Origin of the sequence: Bacillus seohaeanensis (assembly GCF_042684945.1) — a bacterium.
In the GTDB taxonomy this organism is placed as follows: Bacteria; Bacillota; Bacilli; order Bacillales; family Bacillaceae_B; genus Rossellomorea; species Rossellomorea seohaeanensis.
The window spans coordinates 1-22,172 of the sequence record NZ_JBHUMF010000008.1 but is presented as its reverse complement, the minus strand read 5'-3'; the positions used below and the strand labels follow the sequence as shown (position 1 = coordinate 22,172).

Below are 22,172 nucleotides of genomic sequence, written 5' to 3'. Positions count from 1 at the left end.
GGAAACGGGCATTTGTCCGTTACTCAAAATACCTATTAGCAATATGTTATTAATGTAAGTAAAATCATTACGACAAGGAGGACCTAACTTATGGGTTGCGGAAAAAGGAAAAGCGGTGCAGGTTCAAGAGAAGACAACTGCGTATGTACAGCTGTACGTGCAATCAAAGATCTTCAGGACAATGCAGTAGACGAATGCGTTGAATGCGAAACAGATTGTTTCTTATCACCATTAGGTGCAGTAAGTCCTATAAACAATCGCCCTAACACTCGCATTTTCAAACTTTATACAAAAAACGGCGATGTCTTTAAAGTAAAAAAAGGTTATTACAAATTACCATTCTTCCGTGTAAAAGATGTTTTCGATAACTGCTGTGCAACATTACAACTTGTTAAACCAGATTGGACACCAGGTGATAACGAAGATGATGATGCAGATGGATTAAGCAATTTTTCTGGATTCGAATGGAAATTAACTGATATTTGTATCACAGTAGACTTAGAATGCTTCTGTGCTATCCAATGTGTAGCAGATGTGCATGTTGACCTTGAATGTGATGAAGACTAATACGCTAAAGAAGGAACCAGTCGGGTAATCCGACTGGTCTTTTTAACCAATTATTATTTTTAAAAGCAATCGAGGGTTGAAATAACTCTCGATTTTTGTTTTGATAGAAATTAATTTTTGACCACGACAGTTCACTCGATCTGCTCCTGCTCCTTCGCATTTATAGTACCAGGTACAGTTTCTGAAAACGTCACCTATAACCCAATCATTTTAATGCTCTTTATATCATTTTTATTTAATTTTACATGCTCCCCTTGAAATGGTTTAATTTCAACCTCTGTTCCATTCGTAGAAAAAATAACACCTTTATAGCTGTTGTTCTCAGTCGTAAAAACACATGGAAATGGTGCTTTCCCATCACCAAACTCTGTTAGATAATCAAGTTTTTCATTCAAATCCATTTCACGGAATGGTTTCACTTTTTTAAAGCCAAATTTTCCTGTATTTTCACCTAGTTTTGGTTGCGGTTGTGATTGTGGTTCCTGTTCTTCTTGTTCAATTTCCATTTCGGCTTGGATTGAATCTAAGTCTTCCTGTAAATATTCTCTTTTTTTCTTTTTTACAATAGAAACCGATTCTTTTTGTTTAGCACTGTCCGTTTTTATATTTGGTGAACGATAATTGGATTGCATATTAGATTTAACCTCTCGCAATTCCGGTTGATGTATATATAGTAACGGCTTTTTATTTTTTGTTTTTCTTTCGTTCCCCATATTGTCACCTCCATAAAATTCTACTTTTATATGTATGCTAGGAGTGCCTATGGGTTTCCTTTTTATAGACATAAAAAAGATGACCCTTTAGGCAAAATTCCTAGAAGGTCATCTTTTTCTTTTGTCGGTTTGTTAACCTAAAATATGATATCCAGAGTCAACATGGATGTTTTCTCCAGTAATTCCACGAGCCATGTCACTGAATAGGAATACTGCAGTATCACCAACTTCTTCTGGCGTTGTATTACGACGTAATGGTGCACGTTCTTCGATTTCTTTTAAAATAGTGTTAAAGTCGCCCACACCTTTAGCTGAAAGGGTACGAATCGGACCAGCCGAGATGGAATTTACACGGATATTGTCTTTTCCAAGGTCATTCGCCAAATATTTAACGCTATGCTCTAGCGACGCTTTGGCAACACCCATTACATTGTAATTTTGCAGTACTCTTTCTCCACCTAAATATGTCATGGAAATGATGCTTCCACCTTCTGTCATAACTCCTCTTGCAACTTTTGCTACTGCAGTTAAAGAGTAAGAACTAATATTTTGAGCTAATAAGAAGCCATCTCTCGTTGTATTCATGTATTCACCAGCTAGCTCCTCTTTGTTAGCAAATGCAATACAATGAGCAATTCCGTGGATAACGCCTGCTTTCTCTTTAATCGTTGCAAAACATTTTTCAATATCCTCATCAACTGTTACATCACACGGAAGAACAAGTGAATCTTCCGCTCCTTCTAATGTTGAGACAAGATCACGAACACCTTTTTCGAAACGTTCTCCGGCATATGTAAATACTAATGTTGCTCCTGACTTATGCAGAGAACGAGCTATCCCCCAGGCGATACTTCTTTTATTTGCTACTCCCATAACTACATACGTTTTTCCTTGAAGTGATAAAGTCATATGTATCCTCCTTGATAAATAATTCGAGTCTTGATATTATTTTATAAAAATTAATTAGAACATGTTATTAGTACCTGATACTAATTTTACATGAACTTTTTATAAAAGAAAAGCGTTAACTTAAAATCTCCTTTTTCAACTGGTTCATTTGATGTAAGTGACGTTGTTCGTGTTTACCGAGTAACTCTAGTACTTGCCATATTGGCATAATACCAAAACGTTGATGATTCATATATTTTCCTTCCAAGTCAGCTTTTGAATACGTTTCTAAAAAGTTGTTTGTAAGCTGCCTTGATTGATCAAGTGCAGCTAGTAACGTTACTAGTGTTTGTGGTTCATCCGAGGGCTCAATTGGTGCTTTTAGTTTAATCGAGGCATCGTCAAATACAGATAAATCAACTGATGCAGAGTCTGATTTTAATGGGGATTTTACCGCAGTCAGTGCAAGCGTTAAAAATCGAGTCTCTGCTCCTGCTAAATGGAGAACATTTTGTGCAATACTCCATTTTCCTTGTGAAGGCTGCCAATTTAGTTTTTGTTCTGGTATATCTTTTATACAGTGAATGACTTTCATTCTTATACTATAAATTTCTTTTTCCCACATAAATTAACCCCCTCTTTTTTCTTTTACTAGTTAATTTCGATTACACCAGTAAAATCCCCTTTAATCAATAAAGTGAAAGTAAAAGAATTTCAAAAAAAAACAGAGCAGACATGTAAGCCTACTCCGTTTCTTTTAATATTATTCACAAAACTCAAGTTCACGTTTTAATTCATCAATGTATTCTTTTGAACCTGTTACAATTAATCGATCATTCATATGAAGTTCTGTGTCTCCATGTGGTACTAAGAAATCATTCCCTCGGAAAATACGAACAAAGATGACATCTCCAGTAAATGGGAATTTCCGAAGTGATAGTCCTTCATATTGACCATTCAACATTCTAATTTCGTAAAGAGATGTTTCTTGGTTTGTTAGAATATTCATAACGGCTGGTGATTCAATTAATGCACGTAATAATGCGTTCGTTGAAAGAAGTACGGAGAAGACTTCAATGTCCTGTTCACGTAATGACTCTTCCAAATCAGGGCTTTCAATTCTAACGATAACCCTTTTCACACCTTTTTCCTTAGCGGCAATTGCCAAAGTAGCATTAATTTCTTCGTCGCCCGTTGATATCACAACAATATTTGCATCAAATACATCTACACTTTCCAGGGTTGCTAACTCAAAATTATCAACTTCAACAATCTCATATAGAGAATCTGCAATATTGTGCTCTTTTTTATCTTGTTTTGTATGGTATAAAATAGGCTCATATAAAGAGGATTTTAACTCTCTCGATACAGGCAGTGTATACTGATTTGCCCCAATAAACGCAACTTTAACCTGCACTTCTTTTCCACTCTCTTTTGGAAAAAGTTTTTTAAATACAATCGGAGTGAGAATACAGGTAATTACTGCTACCAATATAAGCGTTCCACTCAGTTGAGGAGTTATGATATTAATATCTTCTGCAACTTTAGCAGCGGCAATAACAAGTGATAGTGTCGACGTTAATAAGAAAGCAGCAGAAATGGTTGTTTTTTTATCATACCAAAGCCTTAATAAATAGACCGGAATAATCTTTGATATAATAAAGGCAAGTATTAATAATGGGATTAGTAAAAGCATTTTCTTGTCGCTTAACAAGGACCATAGATCTAACTCTACACCTATCATGACAAAGAAAATTGGAATAAGGAACCCATAACCAAATGAATCAAGCTTATGAATCATTTCTTGGTTAGGAGCCAATAGAGATACTAACACACCTGCTAAAAATGCTCCTAAAATATTTTCCGCCCCCACTGTTTCGGAAAGAGCCACAAGCAACATAATTAATGTAAAAACTGCGCGTGTTCCAATTTGGACCGTTCCTGTTGACAGACTCTCAAATATTACCCTATTTTTCATTCGCTTCCCTATAATATATAGGAGGACACCTGCTGCAAAGAGAACGAGTAATAACCACATATTCCCATGCCCTTCACCGTATATGGACACAAATACAGCTAATAGAATCATCGTTACTAAGTCAGCAATCACGGCAATAAGTAGAATAATCTGCCCGATTCCACTTTTTGAAATATTTGCTTCTTTTAGCGTTGGTACAACAACACCAAGGGATATCGTTGAAATAATCAAGGTCATTAAAAACGCATTTTCAATGAGACCAACTAAAACGAACAAGTAGGATAAACCTAAAGAAACGATAAAAATGCCGATAAAGATAATTGTTGCAATTAGAGGCCTGTTTGGTTCGTCTTTTCCGTTCGGTAGCTTTTCTCTTTTTTCCTTACTGCTAGAAAAAGCAGAAAAATCAATTTCAACTCCACTTAAAAACATGAGAAAAATGAATCCAAATGTAGATAATGTTTCCAACCACATATCTTGCCCTACTAAATCAAATCCACTTTTCCCTATGATTAATCCCATAATAATTTCCGCAACTACTACGGGAATAAAATTTAATTTGAAACGATGCAATAATATTGGTGTTAAAAATGCCGCCAATATTACGATAACTAGGGATGTTACTGATGCATGCTGTTCCATTAATCCTCCTCCTTTTTCTCTAAATTAAATAATTCATAAATAACGTTGCTAGCCCGAAATAAATTAAAATACTAATAATATCATTAATCGTCGTAATAAATGGGCCTGAAGCTACTGCAGGATCGACTTTCAATTTGTGCATCAATAATGGCACAAGCGTACCTGCAAGTGTAGCTACGAATAACGATACCAATATAGAGAATCCTACTAAAACCCCAAGAAAGAATTCTCCCTTCCAAACGTATACAACAAGCGTTACAACTATTCCACAAGTTGTACCTGTAATAAGTCCTGTTCCTGCTTCCCTAACAACAAGTTTCCATTTGCTCTCCTGTTCAAGGTCGCCTGTTGCAATACCTCTTACCGCCACCGCTAATGCTTGCGTCCCAGTGTTTCCAGCCATACCAGCAATTAATGGAATAAACACAGCAAGAATAGCAACCTTATCTAACGTCTCTTCGAAACGCCCAATTAAGCTAGCAGTAAACATGCCTAGAAATAACAAAGCTATTAACCAAGGAAGCCGCTTTTTGGCAGCATTAAAAGGATTGCGATCAATAGAATCAACATCTGCGATACCAGCAAGCTTGGAGTAGTCATCGGATGCCTCTTCTTCCATAACGTCGATAATATCATCGACTGTAATAATTCCGAGAAGATGCGACTGGAAATCCACAACAGGAAGCGCAAGAAAATCATAATCCTTCATTTTTCGTGCGACAGATTCCTGATCTTCACTCACAGACACAGACATCACGCGGTCACTCATAATTTCCGAAATCATTACATCGTCATGGCTAATAATGAGATCTCTTAGTGAAATAACACCAACTAGTTTTTTTTCCTCATCTATTACATAAATGTAGTAAATCGTTTCGGCATTTGGGGCTTCATTTTTCAATATATACATAGCAGATCGGACAGTTTGGTTTTCTGAAATAGCTACAAACTCTGTCGTCATAATACTACCTGCTGTGTATTCTTCATAATGAAGAAGCTCTTTGATTTCTTTCGCAGATTCATCATCCATGATCGTCAAATAACTGACAACCTGCTCCTTATCTAGTTCATTTAAAACGTCTACTGCATCATCGGTATACATCTCTGATAGCATTTCAGCAGCGTAAGTAGGATTCATTTTCGCTAAGATATTTTGATAATCATCTTCATCAATATCAAGACTCTCAAACAAGTCTGCCATCTCATCTGGTGAGAGGTAATTGTATAATTTATTTCTTAGATCATCATCTATCCTTGAGAAAAACCTTGCTTGGTCGTAGGGATGCAGGTCAAGAAATTCATTTCGAAATAATTCTAATTCTTCCTCCTGAAGGGCCCTAATAAGGAGCTCCTCGTCATACAACACCCTTTTACTGTCTTTTTCTTTATCCTGAAGTGCATCGCTCATCAGAAACCCTCCTCTCTAAACCAAAAAACTCGATGGTAATATACTAGCAAAAAACTTTTTAAATGTCTGCTAAAAAGTGAAGTGGATTTAGGTTGAGAATTAGTATAAAACGAAACTACTTACAGCAATTTTTATTGATAAAATAAGAGGAACCAACCAGAATTCCCAAAAATAGATAAGTATTACGACTAACAAAATGGGAATATTTTATCGTAGAACTTTTCCTCTTTCCCTTATCTTCACCTACAACTCAAACGAATCTATAATATGTCATAAATTCTTTTAAAAGGAAAGGAAAAAGGATTTATTCACAAAAAAATGGAGTGATAACATGTACATAGATATTATTGGAGATATTCATGGATGCTATGAAGAATTTAAAAAATTAACTAAAAAGCTTGGTTACGAATGGAGCCAAGGTTATCCAGTCCATCCTGGAAAAAGGATACTTGGTTTCGTCGGAGACTTGACGGATAGGGGGCCGAATTCACTCGCAGTTATTAAAACTGTGTCGGAGCTTGTATCAAATAAACGTGCCTATTATGTACCAGGAAATCACTGTAATAAACTCTATCGTTACTTTTTAGGTAATAATGTAAAGCTGCTTCATGGATTAGAAACGACTGTTAACGAGCTTGAAGCACTACCCTCTGAGGCAAGAGAAAAATATAAGAAAATGTTTATGGAACTTTATGAGAAATCGCCGCTTTATCATGTCTTAGATAACGGAGAGCTAATAATTGCCCATGCAGGTATTAAGCAAGACCTAATAGGAAAAGAAAATAAGCGGGTGAAAACATTTGTCCTTTATGGAGATATTACTGGCGAAACAAATGAAGATGGAACACCGGTACGCCGTGATTGGGCGCAAAACTATACTGGAGGGGCTTGGATTATTTATGGGCACACTCCTATTAAAGAGCCTAGAAAAGTTAATCATACTTATAACATCGATACTGGGGCTGTCTTTGGCGGTAAATTAACTGCCCTTCGGTACCCTGAAATGGAAATTGTCAACGTTCCTTCTAGCATGCCTTTTGTTCCAGAAAAATTTCGAAGCTTTGAATAAAAAAAGAAAAGCGCCTGGCTTCTCACTCATTGAGAACAGCCAGGCAACGTTTGTATCAGTATCAGTCTCGTTTCGTTTGTTCATTTAATAAGCTTGATAAATCGCTTGGTAACATTGATTTAAATTGCATCCACTTTTTCTGCACGGGGTGAAAAAATCCCAACGATACACAGTGAAGTGCTTGACGAGAAAGTAACGCAAGAGACCCTCCATACAAATCATCTCCTACTAATGGATGTCCAATGGAAGCAAGATGTACGCGGATTTGATGCGTTCTACCAGTCTCTAACTGTAGAATAAGGTGAGCAAAGTGCTCCTTTTGCCGAAGTACTCTATAATGAGTACAAGCATACTGTCCGTCCTCTCTCACCTCACGCTCAATAATACTACTCTCTTTTCGACCTATATTTTTGTTAATCGTCCCTAACTCATTTGTAAAACAACCTTCTGCAAAAGCTTCATATCTCCTTTTAATTCCTCTTTCTTTTTGCTGAAGGCTGAACAGATGATGTACGTGTCGATGCTTTGCAACTAATACAAGACCAGAGGTATTACGATCTAAGCGAGTGACAATATGAACAGTAGAAGCTATCTCTTCGTGTTCGTAATAAGAAGTAAGTGCATTTACTAAATTTCCATAAGGGCGATCCCCTGATGGAATTGTATTCATTCCCGCAGGTTTATCACAAATAAGGATATCGTCATCTTCGTAAATGATGTCTACTGGAATCTCCTCTGGAATAACCCCCTCGCTTCTCCTTTCGGGAGGAAAGACAACCTTTAGTATTTCTCCCACTTTTAAAGGATATCTTACATTCACTTCCTCTCCATTAACAGAAATAAAACCGCCATCATGTTTGATGGCAGTTAATGTACGTTTGGAAATGAGTTGCTCTTGTAAAAATTGGCGAACCCACTTACCACTATCTTCCTTTTCTATATTCCACCGTAACGTGTATCTTTTCATAGCGATAATCCTTCTTTAATCTTTCTCATCGGAAACAAATGAATCATGTACTCTTTTCCAGAAAGGAAACGGACGGAAACGAGCAAAGCGAATCTTTTCATCTGCTACTCGATATTGAATAGACTTAACATCTTTATGAAGTAATGATAGATGATCAATCGTGACAAGAAAATCTGGACTATTTACCGGTTTTAACATACATGTATGATGTGCAGGTAGTATTAATGGGGACCCTATTGTTCGAAAAACTTTGTTATTAATAGATGCCATTTCCGCTAATTGTAGAGATGGTAACGACGGATGAATAATTGCCCCACCAAGCGCTTTATTGTATGCCGTACTACCAGATGGCGTAGATAGACACAAGCCGTCACCGCGAAAACGTTCAAATTGTTCTCCACGGATTTCAACGTCCATTACAAGTGTTCCTTCAACACTTTTAACCGTTGATTCGTTTAATCCTAAATACCTTGTTTCTTTTCCACCATGCTGATAACGAATAATTGTTTCCAGAAGTGGGTACTCAATAATCTGATACGGAGTTTTTGCAATTGCAATGACAAGCTTCTCAATTTCTTCTGGTACCCAATCAGCATAAAATCCTAAATGACCTGTATGCACCCCTACAAATGCCGTTTTATCTAACCTAGAACTATAGCGGTGAAAAGCATATAGAAGTGTCCCGTCTCCTCCGACAGATATGACAATGTCCGGCTGCTCCTCATCATATGTAAGCTCAAAATCTTGTAAATAGGTCCTCATCTTATGCATTAAAGTGTTAGATTTTGAATCACCTTTTGACGTAATGGCAAATTTCATGAATTATACACCCTTTGTCATTTAATGAAATTCCTGTAGAACATGCATGTCTAATCTTTTTTCTGTGACCGCTTATCATTTTCTTTCTTTTTTGTAAATAATGCTTGAGCTTCTTGAATTTCTTCGCGTATTAAAGACATCTCTTCATCCAAACGAAATGCAGCTTCAGCGGCACGTTTTAAGCGTAGACGAATTTCTTCAGGAAATTGTCCTTTATATTTGTAATTAAGAGAATGCTCAATTGTTGCCCAAAAATTCATCGAAAGAGTACGAATTTGAATTTCCACTAGAATCTTCTTTTCCCCCTGTATTGTTTGCACAGGGTATTCGATAACTACATGAAAGGAGCGGTAACCACTCGGCTTCTTGTGTGAAATGTAATCTCTCTCTTCAATAATACGGAAGTCATTTCTTGCTCTTAACCTTTCTATTACTACATATATGTCATCAACAAACTGACACATCATTCGTAAACCGGCTATATCCTGCATTTCTGTTTCTAATGCTTCTAGTTTTATATTTTTTTGATTAGCCTTATCTAATATACTCGCCATCGGCTTTACTCTACCAGTAACAAATTCTATTGGGGAGTGCGTGTCACTGAATTCATATTCCCTTCTCATCCCTTTTAGTTTCACTTTCAGCTCATCTACTGCTTGCTTATATGGAGCTAAAAATTGATCCCAGTGATTCATATTTTCACCTCTTCTAGACAATACGAAAAGCGCAAGCGGCTTGCCCAGAGGCGACAAGCATAAGACGAGTAGACCAGAAAGGCGCTTTTTGCCTTTTTGGGCTACTTGACTTATGACTCGAGCCTCTAGCCGCTGGAGCTAGACAATACGAAAAGCGCAAGCGGCTTGCCCAGAGGCGACAAGCATAAGGCGAGTAGACCAGAAAGGCGCTTTTTGCCTTTTTGGGCTACTTGGCTTATGACTCGAGCCTCTAGCCGCTGGAGCTAGACAATACGAAAAGCGCAAGCGGCTCGTTCAGAGGCGACAAGCATAAGACGAGTAGACCAGAAAGGCGCTTTTTGCCTTTTTGGGCTACTTGGCTTATGACTCGAGCCTCTAGCCGCTGGAGCTAGACAATACGAAAAGCGCAAGCGGCTTGCCCAGAGGCGGCAAGCATAAGACGAGTAGGCCAGAAAGGCGCTTTTTGCCTTTTTGGCCTACTTGGCTTATGACTCGAGCCTCTAGCCGCTGGAGCTAGACAATAATTAAATCAAGCTAAGAAAACAGATTCAACTTTTTGAACCATTTCCTCGCCGTAGTTTCCATTTCCTTCAATATTACTTACCAAGTATTCCAGTTCTTCTTGTAAACCTTCTAGCACTAATGTAACTCCGTCCGCTTTTGCCGTAATAGTCATTTTTTCCTTTAATGCCACTTTCAGATCATTCCATATATTTTCTTCTAAGTATAAATAAACATATTCATCAGGATTTTCTGCTAAATAAACAAATGCAAATTGATCAGAATCAACAATCACCTGTCCAGCAGCTTCCGTATTTTTTAAAAGCTCACTTTGATCCGTATGTAAAATAAGCGTTTCATTCTCTATTGTTGCTTTTTGAAATGCAATCTTTTTTCTCATAATTAACACTCATCCTTCCTATAAAACAATCAACTGTATTTTACCATAATTAGTAGTAGAACATCTAAGGATAATCTACGTCTCCTAAAATTGATTATTACGATGTATACTAGTAAATGCATCCCATCCTGACAAAACAAAAATAGAAAGGAAGTTTCCATTGTCTCAAGAGATAGAAATCGAATTCAAGAATTTATTAACAAAAGAAGAGTATTTTTCCCTACTCAACTATTTCAAAATCGACGAGTCTCTTTTCACCTTTCAAGAAAATCACTATTTTGATACAAATAATTTTGCGTTAAAAGACAGGCAATCGGCATTAAGAATTCGTTCTAAACAGGACACCTATACACTTACATTAAAGACACCTCTAGAAGAAGGGTTATTAGAAACAAATCAAACTTTACAAAAAGAAGAAGCAGAAGCTTTACTAAACGATGGCGTATTCCCATTCGGAGAAGTAAACAACACACTTCAATCTTTAGGAATTCCCACAAAGCAATTACATTATTTTGGTACTTTAACAACGAAAAGAGCAGAAATAGAATATAAGAATGGTTTACTTGTTTTTGATGCAAGTTTCTATATGAATGTCGAAGATTATGAGCTAGAATATGAAGTAAAGGATTATGACGCCGGACAAAAGCGTTTTCTTTCTCTACTAGAAGAAAGAAATATCCCCACTCGTAAAACAGAGAACAAAGTTAAACGTTTCTATAATGCAAAGTTACGGCAACAATAGATAGATAACAAGGTTGTTTTCTTAAAGTTTATTGCTTTTCAACTATAAACTAAGTTTAATCAGCGGGCAGAGTTCATAAGTAAAAACAATATTCTATGAGAAAAGAGCCTGTGACAAAGTAAAGGAGCTAACAAATGAACGTCCAGCAATTAAAAACAATGATGGAACTTCAAGCTATAAATAATTTCTCATCATTTAATAATAATTCTTCAAGCAAAAGTAATAATAGTTTATTCCAAAATTTATTGACAAGTGCGTTGAGTTCGGGAAACCTTTCTACCAGCAGTCTAAGCAAATTAGGCGTTGTACAACAACTGGTAAATTCACCATCTACTCCTTCTATGACAAGAAAACTAACAAGTCTTCCATCACTTTCTAATCAAACGGACTGGAAGGCTCCTGTTGATATAGAAAATATTATTACAAAAGCTGCTGATAAATATGGTTTACCGCAAAAACTTATACAATCTGTGATTAAACATGAATCTAATTTCAATAGTAATGCTGTCAGCCCAGCAGGAGCATCCGGTCTTATGCAGTTAATGCCTAGCACCGCTCGTAGCTTAGGAGTAAATAATATTTTTGACCCTGAGGAAAATGTCTTTGCAGGAACAAAATATTTAAAACAAATGGTAGACCGCTATAATGGCAATATCGAACTTGCACTAGCTGCTTACAATGCGGGTCCTGGAAACGTTGATAAATACAACGGCATCCCTCCATTTAAAGAAACAACGAACTATGTTCAAAAAGTTACGCAAACTTATTTAGCATAATGTAAAGTACTCGTATTACTACTAATACGGAAATTGGAAGACTATTTCACATGGAAATAGTCTTCTTTTTTGTATTGGCTGTTCCCTAAAAGATTATTGCTTTTAACAACAGTGGAAAAAAACGATCAAACAACAAACTTTACGAAAACAGCCTCTGTATTAAATAGACAGGTACAATGACGTTAATAGAGAAAATACCAAGGACTTTATCAAAATATATAATACTTACAATTAGCTCTTCCTTATTAATAGTAGTCGATGATTCTACATATAATGAAACGGTACCAACTTCTTTCACAGCACAAAAGTACTGTAATTATTTACTGTAAGTCTATTTGTTTGAGATATCCTGAAACCCTTGCTAAAATTAATATACAATCTTAGGAAAAAGGAGTCATTTATATGATCGAGAAACCGATGAAGCCCTATGAACTTATCGGCGAAAAAAAGCTCTCGATGCTAGTTGATGCTTTTTATAGAAGAGTAAGTAACCATCCAGAATTAGCACCCATTTTTCCGGATGATCTAACCGAAACAGCCCGAAAACAAAAACAGTTTTTAACACAATATTTAGGTGGTCCACCTTTATACACAGAAGAACACGGTCATCCAATGCTAAGAGCAAGACACCTCTCATTTCCAATTACAGAATCAAAAGCAAAGGCATGGCTTGAATGTATGCATAAAGCAATGGATGAGGTCAATTTAGAGGGCCCTATAAGAGAAGATTTTTTCCATAGGCTAGTATTGACTGCTCATCATATGGTAAATACGAAAAATGGTGAAGACCTTGACTAAGCATATAAATGGGGCACACCCGAATTGGTGCCGTCCCGAAAAGAAACCAGTGGAAATATATATGTTTATTGACCCTCTATGTCCAGAATGCTGGGCATTGGAACCGACATTAAAAAAGCTCCATATCGAGTATGGCCAATATTTTAAAATTCGTTATATTGTAAGTGGGCAGCTGGCATCATTAAACCTCAACGCAAAGAGAAAGCACGAAACCCTTGCACAACAATGGGAAAAAGCAGCAAGCCGCTCCGGAATGTCCTGTGATGGAAACCTTTGGATGGAAAATCCTATCGAATCTCCCTTTATTGCCTCTATTGCTATTAAAGCAGCGGAGCTACAAGGGAAGCATGCAGGAATAAAATTTTTACGAAAGCTGCAAGAAGTACTATTTTTAGAAAAACTAGATATCTCAAATTTTAATGTGTTAAAACAATGCGCAGCAGACGTCCAATTAGATCTTGATGAATTTATGAATGATATACACGGAGATTCTGCATCTAAAGCATTTCAATGCGATTTAAAAATCACTTCTGAAATGGAAGTTGATGAAATACCAACACTTGTTTTCTTTAATGAAAATATTGAAGATGAAGGACTAAAGGTTACAGGTGTGTATTCCTATGAGGTATATGTTCATATATTGGAGGAATTGCTGGCGGAAAAACCAACAAGACAAGAGCTACCTGCATTAGAACAATTTATGCAATACTACAAGCTAGTTGCAGAAAAAGAGATTGCTGTTGTCTATGACATGCCCCTCTCTCAAGTAAAAATGAAAATGAAGAAATGGATGCTTCAACAAAAAGTAGAGAAGGTTCCAGCTAAACACGGAACATTTTGGAGATTCCTGTCTTAATTCTATTAATTTTACGCCAAAAAAATATTATTTTATAAAAGAAAAGCCGATGTCCAATTGACATCGGCTTTTCCATACGAACAAAGGGGATGGGAGAAATTTTTCACGGTCAAACAAAGGGGTATATGTTTGCTTGTGATCAACTTCACAGTCCTAATATATCACTCCTAAACTTGTATTGACAAGTAGTTTGTACGTTATTTCACAATATTGTCAAAATCCTTGAATGTAATCGTGTCGATCATCATAAATTATACTAAAGACCTTGAATACAGGAGTGAATAGTTTGGGACAACGACGATTAAAATTTATTATCCTTTTATTATTGGTCATTATAAGTTTCTTTTTGAACATACTCGGTATAATGCAAGTCATTCCAATTTACATCACTTCGCCAATATTATTTGTGTCACTTCTTCTACTCACTTTATCCTTCAATGAACGTAAAAGGTTTCGGGGATTTAACAATAGAAAGAGTAATTAATCCTCTATTTCAACCTCGTATTAAAAACTCTATTCCAATTCATTGGTATAACGGAGGAACTTTCTAATAAACTCATTTTCATCAAAACAATAACATTCCTTCGTTCACTAAAGGTTCGACACAATAACATTAAAAAGAAGACCGATTCAGTGCAGGCACTAATCGGTCTTCTTTTTAATGTTTAGATTATAGACTGTTCAATTATGGATAAAATTTTGCGTAAGAATGGTTTACGTCACCTAAAACTCCAGCTGTTCAAGGTCTTTGTTCTTACCCTTCTATTCTGTCCAATAACTGTTCCATCTCATTTAATTTTTCTTCAAATACTTTACATGCATCTTCCACTGGTTTTGCAGTCGTCATATCTACTCCTGCTTTTTTCAACACTTCAATTGGGTAGTCAGAACTTCCTGACTTCAAGAACTCCACATAACGCTCCACAGCATTATCGCCTTCCTCTAAAATTTGCTTGCTTAACGCTGTTGCCGCCGAAAAACCTGTTGCATATTGATAAACATAGTAATTGTAATAGAAATGAGGAATTCTTGCCCATTCTAAGCCAATTTCCTCGTCAATAGCAATATCTTCTTTACCAAAGTATTTTTCATTTAGTGCATAGTATTCTTTTGTAAGTAATTCCGAAGTCAACGCCTCACCATTTTGTGCTTTCTTATGAATTAAATGCTCAAATTCAGCAAACATTGTTTGACGGAATACAGTACCTCTAAAGCCCTCTAAATAGTGGTTTAGTAAGTATAAACGCTTTTTGTCGTCATCGATAGTGTTTAAGAGATAATCATTTAACAATGCTTCGTTACATGTCGATGCAACCTCTGCAACAAAGATAGAATAATCTCCGTAAGTGTAAGGCTGTGACTTTCTCGTGTAGTAGCTATGAACACTGTGTCCAAATTCATGGGCTAATGTAAATAAATTATTCACATTATCTTGCCAGTTCATTAAAATATAAGGATTTGTACCATATGCCCCAGAAGAATAGGCACCGCTACGTTTTCCTTTGTTTTCCACTACATCTACCCAGCGGTTTTCAAACCCTTCCTTTAAAATGCCTAAGTATTCCTCTCCTAATGGTTTTAGTCCTTTTAGAACATAGTCTTTTGCCTCATCATAACTGACTTCAATCTTTGCATCTTTCACTAATGGCGTATAAAGGTCATACATATGAAGCTCTTCAACACCTAATACTTTTTTACGCAACTTCACATATCTGTGTAAAAGGTTTAAATTTTTATTTACTGTATCCACAAGGTTATCATATACAGACTCTGGAATATTATTAGCTGATAATGCGGCATGACGTGCAGAATCATAATTTCTCACTTCTGCCACAAAATTATCCTTTTTAACAGTGCCGCTTAACGTAGAGGCAAATGTATTTTGGAACTTTCCGTAAGTCTCATACACTGCTTTAAATGCGTCTTTTCGGACACGACGATCTCCACTCTCTAAGAAAGTGATATAACGACCGTGTGTTACATCTACTTCTTCTCCATCTTCACCCTTAATGCTTGGAAATTCTAAGTCTGCATTATTTAACATGCCAAATGTATTGCTAGCAGCACTCAATACTTCAGAACCTTGAGCTAATAAGCCTTCTTGCTCCGCTGATAGAATATGTGGACGCTGCAAATTTAATTCTTCCAGTGCATGCTTATAAAGTTGTAGATCTTTTTTCTCCTCTAAAAATCTGTTCAACTTATCTTCCTCTATCGCCAATACCTCTGGAACCATGTAAGCAAATTCACTTGAAAGCTGAGTATAAAGATTCCGTGCCCGATCATCAAAGCTTTGATAATTAGAATTTGTGGTATCTTGGTCATAACGCATATGAGAATATGTATAAAGCCTACCCATCCGTTCCATAATCTCATCTTGGAACGATAAAGCGTTGTAAAGCTGTTCAGCACTTTCCCCTAGAGTTCCTTTAAATTCCCCTGCTTTAGTACTAAGCTCTTTAATTTTCTTAAATTCTTGTTCCCAATCAGCATCGGTAGCAAAAATGTCTTCTAATCTCCAAGTTAAGTTTTCTGCTACCTCATCACGATTTGGTAATTTTTTTGTCGCTGTATCTTTTGTCATCGTAATCCTCCATTCCGTAATACACAGAAAATTCCTTATAATCATATTCTCTCTTAAAAAGACTTTTCCTGCAACTTTGTTCTATTTAATATATGCTTCCATTTTAAAAATAACTCATCATTATATCCTTCCATTTCATCAAATGTTTGAAAGGTTTGCCAAGGCTGAATCAGTTGAAAAATATTTTGTTGCACTTCTACTAGTATCCCTAACTCTTGTAGTAAAAATAAATATTGCTGAACAATATAGGTCAAATCATATCGATGAGTACGAATAAATGGAAAATTCCTAAGTACGAGGTTATTTTTCTTGATTCTTTCTTTCAATGTACTAACCACTTCCGACACCCTTATATTACTACGTATCATTTTGCCTTTAAGGATATCTTTCCATATATAATATTGCCATTCAATAGGATGATTTTTTATAAGGATCATATGGGGGACTGGGAGACCAATATATGCAGGTAAATACTGAAAAATATCTCCATCATTGTAAACCTCTTGTAAAAACAAATCCTTTCTTCTCCCACTGAAGCCAATTTTGTTTGCACTCCACTTTTTTCGATACCGCCACCAATCTTCCGGCGTTAAACAAATAGTTTGATTTACTTGTGATAATGTTATCGGAAAGGAAAATCCTGTTAAAGGGAGTATGGTTTTATTACCGCTAAATTTAGTAAGTGATATAGGAACAAGGTGTGTATAAATATTGAATTGGCGTTCTTCTGGGGAAAATTGGAGTAAAAAATACCCTAATGTTGATGAATACCGAATAAAAGATTGTTGGAAAGAAGTTAGCGAAAGGGGGAGTCTGTGGGTAATAGGCTGAACTAGGATCCACAGTGGCTGTATTCTTGATGACAAATAACCTTTTGTTCTCCTTCTTAGTTCGGAAATAGAGATTGAAGAACACTGAAGCTCTATAGCAATCGAATCTGTATCTGTTTCTAACCATATATCCGCTATTTGCTCAACATTATGAAAATAATGTTCAAGATGTACTTGATCATACTTCGTTTTTAATAAGTCATAAAGTAGCTTTTTACTTGTTAAATGTTGAATTGATTCTGATTGATTGGTGAAAGAACATGTTTTTGTAGAAATATGGGCGAAATGGGGGATTTTTTGATAGCCAACCTTTAATTGCAAAGGTGATTTACAATGAGGACAATAAAATTGATTCTTAATCGTTGTAAGTGATTTAAGTTGTAATCGTGTAAAATTTAGCGTGTTAACTATTTTATTGCTTTCGGTAAGAGCTGTTAACAACTGTTTGCCTCCCTTTTTTATATTTTGTATCTATTCTACTCAAACAGGAGGTAATGTGACAAGTTATATTTTAAAAAGTAACCAAAAAAATACCGATTTCAACATGAAACCGGCAGTCTTATTATGAAAAATGTGTAGTAATTGTTTGAAATACATTTTCAGGAACTACTAATGTACCATATTCTTCTAATCGATGTATAGTCATACGAGTTTCATCCCCGTACTCAAGCATAATGCTTAAAATATTATCCATTTCTTCTTCTGTAAAGAGATCTTCAGCAAAGTCGACATATACGTAATAGGTATTGTCATAGGCCATTAATTTCGTGGTTAAGTTCTCGAAAGAAAGCGAAACCATTTGCTTAGACAGAGAAATGACATCCTCAAAGTCGTTAAACTTTAGTGTGAAATCTAAGGAAACTTCAGCATTTTCTTCTTCATTTTCCTTAATTTGAAAGTGTTGATCGAGGAGTTCTTCCATTCGTTCATCAACAGGAAGTTCTTTTAATTTCTCATCCGGTATTGGCAATTCAAAACGTTGACCATCTTTTGTCACTTGTGCCCTCGTTACAAGCACTTCAAGACCTTTATCTAATGCTTGAACTTGTATCCAAAGTGGACCTTCAATTCCAAAATCCTCTTCCTGATGAACTTCATCCATCATTTCCCAGAAAAGTTCCTCACTTCTATCGCGATTGTACCAAATTTCCTCGCGATCAAAACCTCTCTCTTCTATATCTCCATATGAAATATAGAATTTAACTGTATTTTCATTTATGCGTTCTATTTCCATTTAACACCTCTCCCTTCTTGCTTCAGTTGTGAAGGGACTACACCCTCTGAGCTTCCTGCTCTGACTGTTGGTGAAGATTACCATACTTTTTAATTAGTCTGTACCTTGTACTTCTATTTTATGATAAAAAGAGTGAAAATGGAATAAAAAGAGTACCCATTTTTTAACCCAACCATTTTATCTTTTCATCGTGTTTTTGTCATTTTAGCGAATATTTGCAGAAAATTCAAGTGATAAAGTTTAACTTTGTGTGGTGGTTTTCCGCACTAATGATTAGTTGAACTGATCGGGCGTTTACAACTTGTTGCCTCTTGAAATATGAAAGAGGCTTACTAGCTGTTAATACGGGATAAAGTTTAACTTCCATCAGGAGCGGCCCCCTCGTTAAGCTGTCACTAGAAGTCACCGGTTATTTTCCCTGTTTATATAATATTACGTGTAAGACATGCAGTATTATACATAAGAAAAAAAGCTCCCCTCTAAAGGTGTTCAACATCTTTTGAGGACAGCCCTTTTAATTTATAGGTCAATGTAATGTTCCATATATATGGATATACTAATTCACCATTTTTTGTGCTTCTAACAGTTGGAACGTACGAACTTTCCTTGGTAAGAAACGACGAATTTCATCTTCATTGTACCCGACCTGCAATCTTTTTTCATCAAGAATAATTGGTCGACGCAGCAAGCCTGGGTTTTTTTGAATAAGTTCGAACAAATCCTGTAAAGGTAATGTTTCTAAATCAACATTTAGCTTTTGGAATGTTTTAGAACGAGTAGAGATAATTTCATCTGTACCATCCTCAGTCATACGAAGAATTTCTTTAATTTCATCGATACTTAGAGGCTCAGAAAAAACATTTCGTTCTTTATATTGAATTTCGTGCTCTTCTAACCAAGCTTTTGCCTTACGACAAGATGTACAACTAGGTGAAGTGTATAATGTTACCACGGTCATTCACACTCCCTTAAAAATTTAGAATAATTTATAGGAAAACTTCATTATATTTACACCTAAATTAAAATCACTTTAAAGAAGAAATCCTTATTATGTATTATACCCTAAAACAATTCTATTGAATATAGTTTCAAGCAATTTGTCATATTAATTACACATAACTTTCACAAATGATTATCAGAATGCTTACAATAAACTATACCACATACATTTATTATTTAAACGTAAAAGTGAATAAAATATTATCATTTAGAAAACCTTATTGCGAATGAAAAAGCAATAAGGTTTTTAGGTTTTCATACAAAATTAAATATTTTCCAACATGTCTTTTTGCTTGTCTTCGCTAATTTCAAGCACTTCATCAACCGGCTGATATGATGCGCCATAGAATTTTTCATCATTATAAGTGTGTATTAACTCATATGTTTTTTGCATAGATTCAAATATTAACTCTTCCGATTCATCCCCTGGAGCCCAGTAAAGGATTTCCATTTCATTTATTTTATTTGTTGCTAAGGACCGGCGCTTATAACCGATATTTTTTGCGTGTTCGAAGCCTTCACGCTTATAAAATTTCAATCTTTTTTCTGTGTCTGAATCATCATAATCGACTGGTTCTACTTCAAGAATAATTGGCTTCGCTTTTTGTTTAAGCTTTTCCAGCAACTTATGGCCAAGTCCTTGACCTCGAGCATCCTTCGAAACAAAAACGTAATCAACAAATATGAACTTTTCAAACTCAGCATACATTAACACATGGTACTTTCCTTCGTCTTTATGGTAAATATCACTGCGTTCTTTTAATAAAGCTTCCATATGCTCTTTTGATTTCATTTCTTCTTGTGGAAAATATTGATTTAACTTTTCATACCAATGCATGGATCTACTCCTTCACAATTTTTTGTTGACTAACGGAATACAACTATTTTCTCCGAATTCAGTTTGATTATGTTAGGTGTTAGCTTTATCCGTAGGTTTAGATAAAGTGAGTTATCAAAGGAATCACCTTTGAAGAGGTAGGTTGTGGCATAACTGTGGTTAATGTTTCCAATATTATGATAGCAATAATCCGAAAAATGTCAAATCTGCTTTATTCTTTTATGTTAAGTATTTCCGAATAAAAAACGTCCACAATCACTAACGATTGTGGACGTTTTGCTTATGGTGTATAGTCAACACCCTCTGTATATGTGTTCCCTGCATCCCATAAAAGGAATTCATTTATCCCTTCGTCTTGGAGACCTTTAATTTGCGCTTCTATTTCTGCTTTACCATAAACTTTATAGTTCCCGGCCCCTAACCATGAAGCTGTAAAATCCTGTATCCAAGGTCTAGAAATAGGTTTATTATCAAGCTTTGCAATTTTGGCTTTCTCCACCTTTGCATATTCTTTAACTAATTTATATGGTTCCAAATCAGGCTTTGCTATTCCAAAATAAGATGTCCAATGACTCGGATAAATCATAGACGAAATAACATCAACGTGCTCCGAAATTTTTGAAAAGTTTTGTCCGATACCAGGTGCTTCTGGGAGTGTTGCTGTATAACCAAAAATGTCGACAGAAACCTTAACTCCATATGGCTCAAGCTTCTTCTTGGCATATTCCACAAAATCTGTTACAGCTTGAACCCGTTTTTCTACGTTAGTGGAATTTCGTTCTGCATAAGGACCACCATTATACGTTAACTCTTTGTCACGTGTTTCAAAACCTTCTGGGAACCTTACATAGTCAAATTGAATTTCTTGGAATCCCATTTTTGCTGCTTCGATTGCTATTCCAACATTATAATCCCACACTTCTTTCATGAAAGGATTAACAAAAGATTCCCCACTACCATTTTTCCAAACTTGGCTTCCATTTTTGAATGAAAGTTCTGGTTTCGCTTTGGAAAGAACGGAATCTTTAAATACCACTACCCTTGCAATCGGATAAATTTTCTTTTCTTCCATTTTCTTCAAAAGTTGTTTAGGATCTTTTATATATGGTTGGCCAATACTAGCATACGGAGAAGAAGCTTCCGGTTCATATGTTAAATTCCCCCAATCATCCTTAATGTCTATTACCATCGCATTTAAATCTGTTTTATCTAATAATTTCGTTAACTGCTCAAAACGACCACCGCCAGCTGAGTGTCCAGTAACATAGATACCTCTTACAGCATCTGGATACTCAAAAGTAAACCCTGAGTCGTATACGAAACGAGGCATCGCCTCTGGTAAAGTTTTAACTTGTAAGGATGTTTCTCTTAAAGAAAGTTCCTTCCCAGTAACTTTCCCATCCTCTGCTTGTGCAGATCCAAACGGTAGAAAACATAAAGTAGCTAAGCCCAATGATGCTGCTATTTTACTCCATTTCACTATTAATCTCTCCTCTTTAAATCTATTGACCACGCATTCTATTAATTTCACTCTTCTTATTGTACCAAGGGAACAACGTGAAAAGAAAGAGAATTTTCACCCATCCTGTCGAAATTTCCAAGGAAATGTCACTCCTATAAAAATTAACAGCAACCTCTCTTAGAGTGAAAGGGGATCCGTGTATCAGAGAAAAGCACTACTGTCTTCTTGTAACTATAGGTTCTATTCCTCTAGGTCAATTAACTATCGCATTACCTTATTAATTTATGTAATGGAATTGTAAAAAAGAAGCAGGTTATTGAATTCAGGGTAGTGAATATACTAGGTTCTACGTCAAATGTTGGGGTAACATAGGCTACCGCGCTTTTGCTTGGTGGCCTTTTATAAG

Annotated in this window: 22 protein-coding genes; 6 read left to right on the top strand and 16 right to left on the bottom strand. The window is 35.9% G+C overall.

All coding sequences use genetic code 11. The annotated features are described in order from the left end of the window. Positions 1–90 precede the first annotated feature (90 nt). Positions 91–567 carry a CotY/CotZ family spore coat protein gene (locus ACFSUL_RS03075; RefSeq protein WP_377932596.1) on the top strand — a complete coding sequence of 159 codons (477 nt, stop codon included), beginning with the start codon at positions 91–93 and terminating at the stop codon, positions 565–567. Between the two features lie 194 nt (positions 568–761). Here ACFSUL_RS03075 and ACFSUL_RS03070 read toward each other — a convergent pair whose 3' ends face one another. The 5 genes from ACFSUL_RS03070 to mgtE form a co-directional block, all read right to left on the bottom strand. Continuing rightward, positions 762–1,280, bottom strand: a complete 519-nt coding sequence (locus ACFSUL_RS03070; RefSeq protein ID WP_377932594.1) for a CotO family spore coat protein — start codon at positions 1,278–1,280, stop codon at positions 762–764. A 132-nt stretch (positions 1,281–1,412) separates the two neighbouring features. Then, positions 1,413–2,189, bottom strand: a complete 777-nt coding sequence (fabI, locus tag ACFSUL_RS03065; RefSeq protein WP_377932592.1) for an enoyl-ACP reductase FabI — start codon at positions 2,187–2,189, stop codon at positions 1,413–1,415. 115 nt (positions 2,190–2,304) lie between these two features. Continuing rightward, a complete protein-coding gene (locus ACFSUL_RS03060) occupies positions 2,305–2,793 on the bottom strand; it encodes a DinB family protein (RefSeq protein WP_377932590.1) in 489 nt (162 codons plus the stop codon). Between the two features lie 138 nt (positions 2,794–2,931). Continuing rightward, complete coding sequence (locus ACFSUL_RS03055; protein WP_071413103.1) at positions 2,932–4,788, bottom strand: monovalent cation:proton antiporter family protein; 1,857 nt, start codon at positions 4,786–4,788, stop codon at positions 2,932–2,934. A gap of 19 nt (positions 4,789–4,807) precedes the next feature. Continuing rightward, positions 4,808–6,196, bottom strand: a complete 1,389-nt coding sequence (gene mgtE / locus ACFSUL_RS03050; RefSeq protein ID WP_377932587.1) for a magnesium transporter — start codon at positions 6,194–6,196, stop codon at positions 4,808–4,810. A 331-nt stretch (positions 6,197–6,527) separates the two neighbouring features. Between mgtE and prpE the strand changes: the two genes are divergently transcribed. Beyond that, positions 6,528–7,265, top strand: coding sequence for a bis(5'-nucleosyl)-tetraphosphatase PrpE (gene prpE, locus ACFSUL_RS03045; protein WP_377932585.1), 738 nt, complete (start codon positions 6,528–6,530; stop codon positions 7,263–7,265). 61 nt (positions 7,266–7,326) lie between these two features. On the opposite strand, the gene ACFSUL_RS03040 is transcribed toward prpE, so the two are convergent. From ACFSUL_RS03040 to ACFSUL_RS03025, 4 genes are all read right to left on the bottom strand, one after another. After that, positions 7,327–8,232 carry an RluA family pseudouridine synthase gene (locus tag ACFSUL_RS03040; protein ID WP_377932583.1) on the bottom strand — a complete coding sequence of 302 codons (906 nt, stop codon included), beginning with the start codon at positions 8,230–8,232 and terminating at the stop codon, positions 7,327–7,329. 15 nt (positions 8,233–8,247) lie between these two features. Further along, complete coding sequence (locus ACFSUL_RS03035; RefSeq protein ID WP_377932581.1) at positions 8,248–9,051, bottom strand: NAD kinase; 804 nt, start codon at positions 9,049–9,051, stop codon at positions 8,248–8,250. Positions 9,052–9,101: 50 nt separating this feature from the next. After that, complete coding sequence (locus ACFSUL_RS03030; protein WP_377932579.1) at positions 9,102–9,746, bottom strand: GTP pyrophosphokinase; 645 nt, start codon at positions 9,744–9,746, stop codon at positions 9,102–9,104. A 529-nt stretch (positions 9,747–10,275) separates the two neighbouring features. After that, positions 10,276–10,647, bottom strand: a complete 372-nt coding sequence (locus tag ACFSUL_RS03025; protein ID WP_377932577.1) for a UPF0738 family protein — start codon at positions 10,645–10,647, stop codon at positions 10,276–10,278. 160 nt (positions 10,648–10,807) lie between these two features. Between ACFSUL_RS03025 and ACFSUL_RS03020 the strand changes: the two genes are divergently transcribed. The 4 genes from ACFSUL_RS03020 to ACFSUL_RS03005 all read left to right on the top strand — a co-directional run bounded on the left by ACFSUL_RS03020 (position 10,808) and on the right by ACFSUL_RS03005 (position 13,819). Next, positions 10,808–11,389, top strand: a complete 582-nt coding sequence (locus ACFSUL_RS03020) for a CYTH domain-containing protein (RefSeq protein WP_377932575.1) — start codon at positions 10,808–10,810, stop codon at positions 11,387–11,389. Positions 11,390–11,523: 134 nt separating this feature from the next. Next, complete coding sequence (locus ACFSUL_RS03015; protein WP_377932573.1) at positions 11,524–12,165, top strand: lytic transglycosylase domain-containing protein; 642 nt, start codon at positions 11,524–11,526, stop codon at positions 12,163–12,165. Positions 12,166–12,567: 402 nt separating this feature from the next. Further along, entirely contained in the window at positions 12,568–12,963 is a 396-nt protein-coding gene (locus tag ACFSUL_RS03010) for a globin domain-containing protein (protein WP_377932571.1), read from the top strand. Then, on the top strand, positions 12,956–13,819 hold the full coding sequence (locus ACFSUL_RS03005) for a ClpXP adapter SpxH family protein (RefSeq protein ID WP_377932569.1): 864 nt from the start codon (positions 12,956–12,958) through the stop codon (positions 13,817–13,819). The genes ACFSUL_RS03010 and ACFSUL_RS03005 overlap by 8 nt, the downstream gene beginning before the upstream one ends. Positions 13,820–14,573: 754 nt before the next feature. Here ACFSUL_RS03005 and pepF read toward each other — a convergent pair. The 7 genes from pepF to ACFSUL_RS02970 all read right to left on the bottom strand — a co-directional run bounded on the left by pepF (position 14,574) and on the right by ACFSUL_RS02970 (position 21,787). Next, complete coding sequence (gene pepF / locus ACFSUL_RS03000; protein ID WP_377932567.1) at positions 14,574–16,403, bottom strand: oligoendopeptidase F; 1,830 nt, start codon at positions 16,401–16,403, stop codon at positions 14,574–14,576. Positions 16,404–16,456: 53 nt separating this feature from the next. Further along, complete coding sequence (locus ACFSUL_RS02995; RefSeq protein WP_377932565.1) at positions 16,457–17,674, bottom strand: competence protein CoiA; 1,218 nt, start codon at positions 17,672–17,674, stop codon at positions 16,457–16,459. Positions 17,675–17,795: 121 nt separating this feature from the next. Beyond that, positions 17,796–18,467 (bottom strand): adaptor protein MecA, encoded by a 672-nt coding sequence (gene mecA / locus ACFSUL_RS02990; RefSeq protein ID WP_377932563.1) that lies wholly within the window; start codon positions 18,465–18,467, stop codon positions 17,796–17,798. A gap of 226 nt (positions 18,468–18,693) precedes the next feature. After that, positions 18,694–18,834: a hypothetical protein gene (locus tag ACFSUL_RS02985; protein WP_377932561.1), complete on the bottom strand. Its 141-nt coding sequence runs from the start codon at positions 18,832–18,834 to the stop codon at positions 18,694–18,696. 189 nt (positions 18,835–19,023) lie between these two features. Continuing rightward, the gene (gene spxA, locus ACFSUL_RS02980; protein ID WP_071414001.1) at positions 19,024–19,419 is read right to left on the bottom strand and encodes a transcriptional regulator SpxA; all 396 of its coding nucleotides are present in this window, start codon (positions 19,417–19,419) and stop codon (positions 19,024–19,026) included. A 312-nt stretch (positions 19,420–19,731) separates the two neighbouring features. After that, a complete protein-coding gene (locus tag ACFSUL_RS02975; RefSeq protein ID WP_377932559.1) occupies positions 19,732–20,304 on the bottom strand; it encodes a GNAT family N-acetyltransferase in 573 nt (190 codons plus the stop codon). A gap of 280 nt (positions 20,305–20,584) precedes the next feature. Next, entirely contained in the window at positions 20,585–21,787 is a 1,203-nt protein-coding gene (locus ACFSUL_RS02970) for a putative glycoside hydrolase (protein WP_377932884.1), read from the bottom strand. Positions 21,788–22,172: the final 385 nt, after the last annotated feature.

What these genes read in the sequence shown, in the direction of transcription:
- ACFSUL_RS03075 (WP_377932596.1), top strand. Translation starts at nt 91, where the DNA reads ATGGGTTGCGGAAAAAGGAAAAGCGGTGCAGGTTCAAGAGAAGACAAC.
- ACFSUL_RS03070 (WP_377932594.1), bottom strand. Translation starts at nt 1,280, where the DNA reads ATGGGGAACGAAAGAAAAACAAAAAATAAAAAGCCGTTACTATATATA.
- fabI (WP_377932592.1), bottom strand. Translation starts at nt 2,189, where the DNA reads ATGACTTTATCACTTCAAGGAAAAACGTATGTAGTTATGGGAGTAGCA.
- ACFSUL_RS03060 (WP_377932590.1), bottom strand. Translation starts at nt 2,793, where the DNA reads ATGTGGGAAAAAGAAATTTATAGTATAAGAATGAAAGTCATTCACTGT.
- ACFSUL_RS03055 (WP_071413103.1), bottom strand. Translation starts at nt 4,788, where the DNA reads ATGGAACAGCATGCATCAGTAACATCCCTAGTTATCGTAATATTGGCG.
- mgtE (WP_377932587.1), bottom strand. Translation starts at nt 6,196, where the DNA reads ATGAGCGATGCACTTCAGGATAAAGAAAAAGACAGTAAAAGGGTGTTG.
- prpE (WP_377932585.1), top strand. Translation starts at nt 6,528, where the DNA reads ATGTACATAGATATTATTGGAGATATTCATGGATGCTATGAAGAATTT.
- ACFSUL_RS03040 (WP_377932583.1), bottom strand. Translation starts at nt 8,232, where the DNA reads ATGAAAAGATACACGTTACGGTGGAATATAGAAAAGGAAGATAGTGGT.
- ACFSUL_RS03035 (WP_377932581.1), bottom strand. Translation starts at nt 9,051, where the DNA reads ATGAAATTTGCCATTACGTCAAAAGGTGATTCAAAATCTAACACTTTA.
- ACFSUL_RS03030 (WP_377932579.1), bottom strand. Translation starts at nt 9,746, where the DNA reads ATGAATCACTGGGATCAATTTTTAGCTCCATATAAGCAAGCAGTAGAT.
- ACFSUL_RS03025 (WP_377932577.1), bottom strand. Translation starts at nt 10,647, where the DNA reads ATGAGAAAAAAGATTGCATTTCAAAAAGCAACAATAGAGAATGAAACG.
- ACFSUL_RS03015 (WP_377932573.1), top strand. Translation starts at nt 11,524, where the DNA reads ATGAACGTCCAGCAATTAAAAACAATGATGGAACTTCAAGCTATAAAT.
- ACFSUL_RS03010 (WP_377932571.1), top strand. Translation starts at nt 12,568, where the DNA reads ATGATCGAGAAACCGATGAAGCCCTATGAACTTATCGGCGAAAAAAAG.
- pepF (WP_377932567.1), bottom strand. Translation starts at nt 16,403, where the DNA reads ATGACAAAAGATACAGCGACAAAAAAATTACCAAATCGTGATGAGGTA.
- mecA (WP_377932563.1), bottom strand. Translation starts at nt 18,467, where the DNA reads ATGGAAATAGAACGCATAAATGAAAATACAGTTAAATTCTATATTTCA.
- ACFSUL_RS02985 (WP_377932561.1), bottom strand. Translation starts at nt 18,834, where the DNA reads ATGGAAGTTAAACTTTATCCCGTATTAACAGCTAGTAAGCCTCTTTCA.
- ACFSUL_RS02975 (WP_377932559.1), bottom strand. Translation starts at nt 20,304, where the DNA reads ATGCATTGGTATGAAAAGTTAAATCAATATTTTCCACAAGAAGAAATG.